Genomic DNA, 2,770 nt, shown 5'->3' on the forward strand with positions numbered 1-2,770 from the left:
GCGCGAGACCGCCCGCCGCGCGCGGCCGCCCGACCCTACTTCACGGCGAGCGCGAGGTTCGCGACCTCGTCGAGATAGGCCCGGATGCGGTCGGCATTGACGCCGAAATCGCGCGTGCCCAGCCGCGAGGCGGAGCGGACGTCGATGCGGGCGCCGTCGGCACGCGGCCGGACGCGGATGGTGACGTCGTCGGGCAGGTTGAGGATGAGGCTGCGCGAGACCGCCTCGATCCGGCCGTTGCCGGTCCGCCCGCCGGGGTGGATCGCCTCGACGATCTGCCACTTGCGGTTCACCGCCGCCTTGCGCGCCAGCTCGAACGCCTCGTCGGCGTCGATGTCGAGGGTCAGCGGCGCGATCTGCGGATAGGCGGCGCGCTGCCGTTCGCGGGTCGGGAGGTCGGGATCGGCGGGGTAGCGCCCGTTCCGGGCGGCGAACGCGGCGCGCGAGCGCGAGAAGGCCGGAGGGTTGTCGATGTCGGTGGTCACGTCGGTCAGCGCCGGCAGCCGGAAGCCCCGCAGCGCCGCGTAGGCCGGGTAGGCGAGCACCAGCATCGCGAGGACCAGGCCGCCGATCGCCGCACCGAGGCCGCGGGCGCCTTCCCGCCAGACCCGGACGAAGGCGAACCCGGCGAGCGCGACCGCCAGCACCGCGACGCCGAGGCCCGCGGCCAGCGTCGCCAGCGCCGGCCCGGCCTCCGCACGGGGATCGCGGACCAGCACGATCGCGATGCCGGACACGATGAGCGAGAACAGGGCGGCCCACCGGGCCAGGGGGCCGGCGCGGGTGACGGGTTCCTCGACGAGAAGGCGGCGCATGGCTGGTGTCTGGCTTCGGGGTCGCGAACGCTATACCGGCCGGCGCGTGGCCGCGCCACTCGCCGGGATCGCCCGGTCTGCTATAGCTTGGCCCCGTGATGCCGCGTACCCGCCCCGTCCCCGATCCGGATCCTGCCGACGCCGCGGTCGATCCCCTGCGCGTCTGGTTCCGCTTCATCCGCCTCAACCGGCGGGTCACGGCGGCGATGAGCGGGACGCTGCGCGGCATCGGCCTGTCGATCCCGCAATTCGACGTGCTCTCGACGCTGACCGAGCGCGAGGGCCTGACCCAGCAGGACCTGGCGGCGCGCCTCTACGTCACGAAGGGCAACGTCTCCGGTCTGATCGACCGCCTGGTCGAGGCCGGGCTGGTCGAGCGCCGCCCGATCCCCGGCGACCGGCGCTCGCATGCGCTCCACCTCACGCCGGCCGGCGCCGACCTCGCCGCGCAGGGGCTCGCGGCGCAGGCGGCCTATGTCGGGCGGACGCTCGGGCGCCTCGGCGCCGACGACCTCGCCGCATTCGAGGGCCTCGTGCTGCGCTGGCGGGAGCTGGCCCGGTCCGAAACCGAGAGGCCGGATCGTCCCAAGGCCGATTGATCGTCGCGGGATGGCGGATCCGAGCTTCGCCCGAACTCCGGATCAGGGGGCGTAGGCGCGCGCCGAGCCGGGAATCACGACCGAGGTCGGCACGTGCAGGGGCAGGGACGACGGCGCGTCCTCGCGTTGGTCCGGATCGGCGCCCTTCTGGCCGGTGCGGACGCGGATCCCGGCCCACGGGCCGTCGATGTCGAAGGCGAGGCTTGCACGGGCGTTGTCGCCCCCGGCCTTCGGGCCGAGTTCCGCCCGGGCCCGGACGCTGCGCGCCGGCAGCGAGACCTGGCCGCGCAGGATGCCCGTGAGGTTGGCGGCCTTGAGGGTGCCCTCGCCGATCTCGCCGATCCCATCGGCGAACTTCAACGTGATCGCGGCCCGCTCGAACGGGGTGCGGCCGTTGCGGCGGGCGAGCGCGCCGGGCGCGACCGCCCCGTTGCGATGCAGGACGTCGGCGAGGTCGATCCCGGCGAGCACGCCGCCGTCGATGGCGAAGGCGGCCCGTCCGGCGACGTGCGCGGTGAGGTCCGCTGCATCGCGCCCGGTGCTCTCCAGGGCGAACTGCCCTTGCGTGCCGCCGTGAACCCAGCGCGACTCGCCGAGGTCGAGCAGGAGGGCACCGAGGTCGAGCCGGTCGAAGGCGCCCTGCGCCTTAACCTCGGTCTCGGCCCCGTCCGCGCCGGTCGCCGACAGGGCGACCCGGCCCTTCAGGGTCGCGCCCTGGAGCTCGGCGCGGTTGAGGGCGACCTCGACCGCCCCGAGCCGCACCAGCACGCTCGCCGCGAGATCGTTCAGGAGGACCGGCCCGATCCGGCTCTCGGCCGCCGAGATGCGCAGGTCGAGGTCTCCGCCCGTGAGCGGGCCCAGGGCGATCGCCTGAGCGCCCTGGGGGGCGCCGTCGACCGTCGATCCGCCGAAGATCTGCATCAGGCCGCCGAGCAGGGGCGCCAGGTTCAGGCTGTCGCTGGCGAGCGTGGCCTGGACCGCGGTGCGGGCCTCGCCGAGGCTCACGGACCCCGCGCCCTCGAGCACGTCCTCGCCGAAGGTGGCGCGCAGGCTAGAGAACGCCATCGTGCGGCCGGCGGCCTCGAAGCGTCCGTCGAGGGCCAGCGTGCGGATGAAGGGGGCCAAGGCCACGTCGCTGCCGATCCAGGCCATCGTCTCGGAAAGCGAACGCGTCTCGATCCGCCCCTGCCCGTGGATGGCGAGGCCTCCCGCGGTCCGGGCGCTGCCCTCTGCGGCCAGGTTCCCGGTGGGCCAGGCGGCATCGAGCCTGAACGGCGACGCGGCGCCGCTCAGCAGGTCGTTCGCGCGCAGGCCGATGAGCGCGACGCTGGTGCGCGCGCCGCGCCAGGTGAAGCT

At 74.8% G+C, this 2,770-nt stretch carries 3 protein-coding genes; 1 reads left to right on the forward strand and 2 read right to left on the reverse strand.

What is annotated here, in order from left to right:
* Window positions 1–35 precede the first annotated feature (35 nt).
* Complete coding sequence (locus tag FV223_RS24495) at window positions 36–815, reverse strand: DUF1499 domain-containing protein (RefSeq protein WP_147729406.1); 780 nt, start codon at window positions 813–815, stop codon at window positions 36–38.
* 98 nt (window positions 816–913) lie between these two features.
* Here FV223_RS24495 and FV223_RS24500 point away from each other — a divergent pair, with 98 nt between their 5' ends.
* Entirely contained in the window at window positions 914–1,414 is a 501-nt protein-coding gene (locus tag FV223_RS24500; protein ID WP_147729407.1) for a MarR family transcriptional regulator, read from the forward strand.
* 42 nt (window positions 1,415–1,456) lie between these two features.
* Here the strand turns inward: FV223_RS24500 and FV223_RS24505 are convergent.
* The coding region (locus FV223_RS24505; RefSeq protein WP_147729408.1) for an AsmA-like C-terminal region-containing protein at window positions 1,457–2,770 on the reverse strand (1,314 nt) is incomplete at its 5' end.

Origin of the sequence: Methylobacterium sp. WL116, from assembly GCF_008039455.1 — a bacterium.
Taxonomy (GTDB): Bacteria; Pseudomonadota; Alphaproteobacteria; order Rhizobiales; family Beijerinckiaceae; genus Methylobacterium.